The organism is Johannesbaptistia floridana (assembly GCF_057440575.1).
The window spans coordinates 1-6,174 of record NZ_JALKVM010000380.1; the positions used below are offsets into that span (position 1 = coordinate 1).

5 protein-coding genes are annotated in these 6,174 nt (G+C 38.5%); 2 read left to right on the top strand and 3 right to left on the bottom strand.

The annotated features are described in order from the left end of the window. Nucleotides 1–178 precede the first annotated feature (178 nt). Nucleotides 179–1,480 (bottom strand): DUF2330 domain-containing protein, encoded by a 1,302-nt coding sequence (locus MW688_RS21345; protein ID WP_486738031.1) that lies wholly within the window; start codon nucleotides 1,478–1,480, stop codon nucleotides 179–181. A gap of 70 nt (nucleotides 1,481–1,550) precedes the next feature. Further along, nucleotides 1,551–2,510 carry a ribonuclease Z gene (locus MW688_RS21350; protein WP_486738032.1) on the bottom strand — a complete coding sequence of 320 codons (960 nt, stop codon included), beginning with the start codon at nucleotides 2,508–2,510 and terminating at the stop codon, nucleotides 1,551–1,553. Nucleotides 2,511–2,694: 184 nt separating this feature from the next. Between MW688_RS21350 and thrC the strand changes: the two genes are divergently transcribed. Together thrC and MW688_RS21360 are read left to right on the top strand one after the other, a co-directional pair. Then, entirely contained in the window at nucleotides 2,695–3,999 is a 1,305-nt protein-coding gene (gene thrC, locus MW688_RS21355; protein WP_486738033.1) for a threonine synthase, read from the top strand. 30 nt (nucleotides 4,000–4,029) lie between these two features. After that, nucleotides 4,030–4,305, top strand: coding sequence for a MoaD/ThiS family protein (locus MW688_RS21360; RefSeq protein WP_486738034.1), 276 nt, complete (start codon nucleotides 4,030–4,032; stop codon nucleotides 4,303–4,305). A gap of 257 nt (nucleotides 4,306–4,562) precedes the next feature. Here the strand turns inward: MW688_RS21360 and MW688_RS21365 are convergent, their stop codons facing one another. Beyond that, entirely contained in the window at nucleotides 4,563–5,846 is a 1,284-nt protein-coding gene (locus MW688_RS21365; protein ID WP_486738035.1) for a dicarboxylate/amino acid:cation symporter, read from the bottom strand. Nucleotides 5,847–6,174: the final 328 nt, after the last annotated feature.

A 6,174-nucleotide genomic window follows, 5' to 3' on the forward strand; every position in this document is an offset into this window, starting at 1 on the left:
GATATTTATCTCTATTTTTCTTAATGCCATTTTAGACGTATTTTTTGTTACCAAAGTTCAATTAACCGACGATATCAGTTTATCAGCAAGGTTTCTAGGAATTTCGTAAGTTAGTCCAGTAGGGTGCGTTAGCAGAGCGCGTAACGCACCGAATTAAATTGATGGTGCAACAGAAAAATCAATTCCAAAACTTGCGCCACCATGGTTGATTCTCTTTAACTGTAAAAAAGTCAATTTTACTGTTAATATCCTGTAAATTCCAACCTGTTAACCTCGCTAAAGTTTGCGCCTCTTGCTCTTGTCTAGTTCTTACACTTCTTTGGTAATCTTGAGCTAAATCGCAGCTAATCTCTTCTCTATAGGGGTGACGAATCACATATCTCCCTTGAAACAGTTCCTGATTACCTGTGGTTTGAAATTGTAGGTCTTGAGGGAACTTATCCCGAGTATAGCGCACATGAAGACGAGTGATAAATACATTGGGTTCGTAATCTAGCCAGAATACTCCGGCATCTTCTAATTCTTGGGGATTTAAGGGGTCTGCGGAACAGGGGTCACAACTAGCCATATTCCAAGAATACTCGACAAAGCCGATATTTTTATTTTCTTTTGTATAAGTGTTGGCAAACATCGCCTGATAAAAATCACTAAACTCTCCCTGGACAAATTCAGGCACATCCATATTAGAGGGGATTTTAACAGTACGATAATTAGTTAATTCTACTTGACCATTAGGTGAAAGAAGATAAACGATTAAATCTTGTTCTCCTTGGGAGTTAATCATTCCCAAGCGAATTGGTAACATGAAGCGAGGCGATTCATAGGCAATCAGCAGAGGATTGAGGGACTCAAAGCCTGTCTTTTCATATTCCTGTAAGTTAATCTTAGCTACAAAAAATTTGAGGTTTTGACGTATATAGGGGCGCAATATTTCTGATGCCCCATCGGGAATTTGATAGCCATTTTGAGTTAACCAGGTTTCTAAGCCATCGGAATCTTCAGCACTGAGAATCAAAATATCATATTCACCCACACTAAAACTACGTTCGATAGTTACACCTAAGCTATTAGCTCTTCCTGCGGAATCCAGGCTTGCTGAGGGCGCTGGTGCTGATTGTCGCATCATTTCTTCTTGTAACTCTCTTGGTCTACAAGGATTATCGTCAAAGTACTCAACTAAACGAGGAGCGCTAAAAGCATCTAAACGTTCTATGGTTGTAGTATTACTAAGTCTGACTTGTTCTGGTTCTAAAATAACTGGTACTGGTACAACCATCGCGAAATCTTCTACTTTTCCCTGGTAATCATTGGCCATAGTTAAGATGGTGCGTTCTCCTTCTCTAGCGATGATTACTTGAGATGCTTGGTTATAGAGTTCCGTGTCAGCTTTAGCCACATAAAAGCCACAAAATGCCCACACTGGTTTACAGAGAAATAATACGCCTAACAGGGGGATGATTAAGAATTTTATTAACTTCATTATCGATAGCCTTGATATTTATCTCTATTTTTCTTAATGCCATTTTAGACGTATTTTTTGTTACCAAAATTTAACTAACCGAGGAGATCAATTTATCAGCGCGGTTTCTAGGAATTTCATAGGTGAAAAAATCGTAGGCCATTTTAGTATTAGGAAATATAGCTTGGGCTTCTTTACGTAAATCATCTAGAGTTAATTCTCCTGTAGGTCCATAACGAGGACTAAAATGGGTCATTAACAAGGTCTTTACTTGGGCTGCCAAAGCTACCTGTGCTGCCATTGTTGTGGTAGAGTGTAGTCTTTCAAAGGCCATATCGGCATCTTTGTGGGCAAAAGTCGCCTCATGAATCAGTACATCTGCCCCTTGTGCTAGTTCAATCGCCGCTTCACAGTAAACTGTATCTGTACAATAAACAAACGCGCGTCCTATCTCTGTTTCTCCACACAAATCTTGACCATGAATTTTACGTCCGTCAGGAAGAGTAACTATTTCACCTCGTTTTAGTTTCCCGTAAATAGGACCTGGGGGAATCCCTAAGGCTTTCGCTTTTTCTAGGTTAAATTTACCAGGACGATCCTTTTCACTCACACGATAACCGTATGCTGGAATACGGTGTTTGAGTTTTTGACAGTTTACTGTAAATTCTTCGTCTTCATAAATTAGTCCTGGTTTAACTGTATGTACCTTAATTGGGTAACAGAAGCGGGTATGAGAATATTTGGTACAAGCTTCTAGGTAGGATTCTAACCCCTCTGGACCATAAATATCTATGGCCTGGGCATTCCCTGCCATCCCACAACTTGCTAATAAACCCATTAATCCAAAAATATGGTCTCCATGAAGGTGAGTAATAAAAATGCGTCTTAGTTGTGATGTTTTTAGGTCGCTGCGCAGAAATTGATGTTGTGTCCCCTCTCCGCAGTCAAATAGCCAGATTTCCGCTCTTTGAGGTAGGCGTAGCGCCACACTTGAAACGTTGCGCGATCGCGTCGGTACTCCTGAACTTGTCCCTAAAAATGTTATTTCCACTCTTATCTTAGAATCTTATCTTGGTTTATTTCTCTCTTCTATTTTTACACACCTTCCTCTTTAATGCTGATGAATTTATACCCGACTAAAATAGTCGGGTATGGTTGACGGCAATTTTTAGACCATGTTAGTATCAGTGAAACGATTAAAGTAAAGTTACATTGAAGAAAAAAGGTAAGCGACGATGAGTTTAACAACAACCACATCTACAACAGAATTTACACCCACCTTCACGAAATTAGTATCAAAAGAAGGGGGAACAGAATATCCCTTAAAAGCGATTAATATTTGTGAAGAAACTTTTGCCCCCTTAGAAGTAGCCTACGATTATGATGCTATTAAACGTCAAGTAAGCAGAGAAATAATCGAAGCAGGACCAAATTCTATTTGGCGCTATCGAGCTTTCTTACCAGTAGAAGGGAAAGATGTGGTAGATGTGGGCACAGGAATGACACCATTAGTAAAATCTCATCGTTTAGCTCGTCGTTTAGGGTTAAAAAATCTCTATATAAAAAATGATGCAGTAAATATGCCAACTCTAAGCTTCAAAGATAGAGTGGTATCAGTAGCAATAACCAGAGCAAAAGAATTAGGCTTTAGTACCATATCCTGCGCTAGTACAGGAAATTTAGCTAACTCTACAGCAGCGATCGCGGCCCACGCTGGTTTAGATTGTTGTGTATTTATCCCCGCTGATTTAGAAGCAGGTAAAATCCTCGGTACTCTTATTTATAATCCTATTCTGATGGCCGTCAAGGGCAACTATGACCAAGTAAATAGACTCTGTTCAGAGGTAGGTAACACCTACGGTTGGGGATTCGTAAATATTAACCTTCGCCCCTACTATTCAGAAGGATCAAAAACCCTTGGCTTTGAAGTAGCAGAACAATTAGGATGGGAATTACCAGATCACGTGGTAGCACCTTTAGCCTCTGGTTCTCTCTATACAAAAATCTACAAAGGGTTCCAAGAATTCATCAAAGTCGGTTTAGTTGATGACAAACAAGTACGCTTCAGCGGTGCCCAAGCAGAAGGATGTTCTCCCATCGCCACAGCCTTCAAAGAAGGTAGAGACTTCATCTCCCCTGTTAAACCCAACACCATTGCTAAGTCTATTGCTATTGGTAACCCCGCAGATGGAGTATATGCCCTAGAGACAGCCAGAAAAACTGGAGGTCATATTGAATCAGTAACTGATCCTGAAATTATTGAAGGAATCAAACTGCTTGCAGAAACCGAAGGAATATTTACTGAAACAGCAGGCGGTACAACTATAGCAGTGCTGAAAAAACTAGTAGAAGCTGGTAAAATTGACCCAGAAGAGAAAACAGTTGTTTATATCACTGGTAACGGCCTCAAAACTCAAGAAGCTGTACAGGGATATATTGGCGAACCCTTCACTATAGAGGCAAAATTAGATAGTTTTGAACGGGCTTTAGAACGCTCTCGCACCCTCGAACGCCTAGAATGGCAACAAGTTTTAGTGTAAATGTAATCATTGATTGAATTAGTTAAGCAAATGACCGTAAAAGTACTTATTCCTACACCCCTACAGAAATTTACCAACAACCAAGCAGTAATTGAATGCAATGGTGATAATCTCGGTGAATTAATTGATTGTTTAGAAACATCTTGTCCTGGTATCAAAAGTCGTCTCTGTGATGAACAAGGTCAAGTACGTCGCTTCCTCAACTTTTATGTGAATAGTGAGGATATTCGCTTCCTTCAAGGAACTGAAACCCCTCTGAAAGCAGGAGATGAGGTAAGTATTGTTCCCGCCGTAGCTGGGGGTTAAATACAGACCAAAGTATCTTTACCTAATGTTACTGGTTGTGGATTAATAATGAGTAATGAGTAATGAGTAATGAGTTAAAGAATTAATGCGATCGCGCTTAAAAATTGATTCTCGCCTGTTGGCCTATTTAGTACTTTTATTCTGGTGCTTTGCTCTCGGTTAAATGGCGATCGCACTCATTACTTAAAAAGGAGCGCTCATACTTGCGCTCCTCTACACATTAACAAGTTAAAGTTTTTGCAATCAAATCATTTTTTCTAGATTTCGTTGTACATGCGTAAGTTTAACTCCTTTTCAGAGTTAGATACAATCACGGATGCCACCGCATCTCCTGTAATATTAGCTGATGTTCTGAACATATCAACAATTCTATCTACACTTAATACTAGTGCTGCTCCTTCTACAGGCAATCCTACTTGTTGCAGTACCATAGTTAACATAACTATACCTGCACTAGGTACCCCCGCTGTACCAATTGACGATAAAGTCGCGGTTAAAATAATCGTCAGTTGTTGTGGTAATCCTAATTCTATCCCATAAACTTGAGCAATAAATAAAGCAGCAACCCCTTGCATAATAGCTGTTCCATTCATGTTAATCGTTGCCCCCAAGGGAATAGTAAAACTACCAATAGAATGAGAAACACCTAGTTTATTGACGCAGGCATCTAAATTTGCAGGAATTGTTGCATTACTACTAGAAGTACTAAACCCTACTAGCATCACTGGCCAATATTTTTTATAGAATGTAATTGGATTTAGTTTACCTAACAATGTTAGGGCTAAGCCATTAATTACAAAGGCTTCTATTAGTAATAAAAATATAACTAAGACTATATATTTAATTAGTTGTCTTAAAACGTCTATGCCTTGAATCATAATAACACTAGCTAAAAGTGCAAAAACAGCATAAGGCGCCCAATTCATTACTAGCAAAATGATTTTGAGAAAAACTTCATTTAATTGCTCAAATAATTTCACAACCCCTTGAGTTTTTTCTCCTAACAAAGTTAAAGCAATCCCAAAGAACATAGCAAAAAAGATTATTTGCAACATATTCCCGGTAACTAAAGCGTCAAATGGGTTACTAGGAACAATGTTTACCAACATATCCATAATAAAAGGTGCTTCAGAAGTGGTCAAATCCTGTGCGCTTTCTATCGGGGTTGCACCCGCCCCTGGCTGTAACATATTAGTAAAGAAAAGAGCGAGAGTGATAGAAAAGGCAGTTGTTAACAGGAAATAAGCGATGGTTTTTATTCCTACTCTTCCTAGTTTACCAATATCTCCTATACTAGCCGTGCCACCGATAAGAGAAAATAATACTAAAGGCACAACCACCATTTTAATTGCTCTTAAAAAGATATTGCCGATTGGTCCTAATATCCATTTATTCAGACTTAAGTTTACTGCTTCTGGCACAAATAAATTACAGATAATGCCGAATATTACTCCTAACAGCATAGCTAATAGTATTTGATTAGCTAATCCCATTTTCTTTTTTTTAAAAGAAGGTTTTGGTTTTGGTATTTTAGTTTCCATTATTTTTTTGTTTAACTATAAATGATTAATCTTAATATAAATAAGTTTCTAAAATGGTATTTTTTATAACAATTTAATCTAGGATTGTGATCAATACAGGCTCAGATCTTGCATCTTTACCTAATGTTACTGGTTGGAGTTGAGTAATGAGTTTTGAAGTAATAAGTTTTGAAGTGAAAGAAGTTTTGAAGCAGCATTAGTAGCATTAGTAGGGTGTGTTAGGGCGCAGCCCGTAACGCACCGCTAGATGAGTTTTGAAGTAATAAGTTTTGAAGTAATGAGTAAGAAGGTAGTAACCTGTAGGTTGGGCCGGGAGATAACCCAACAG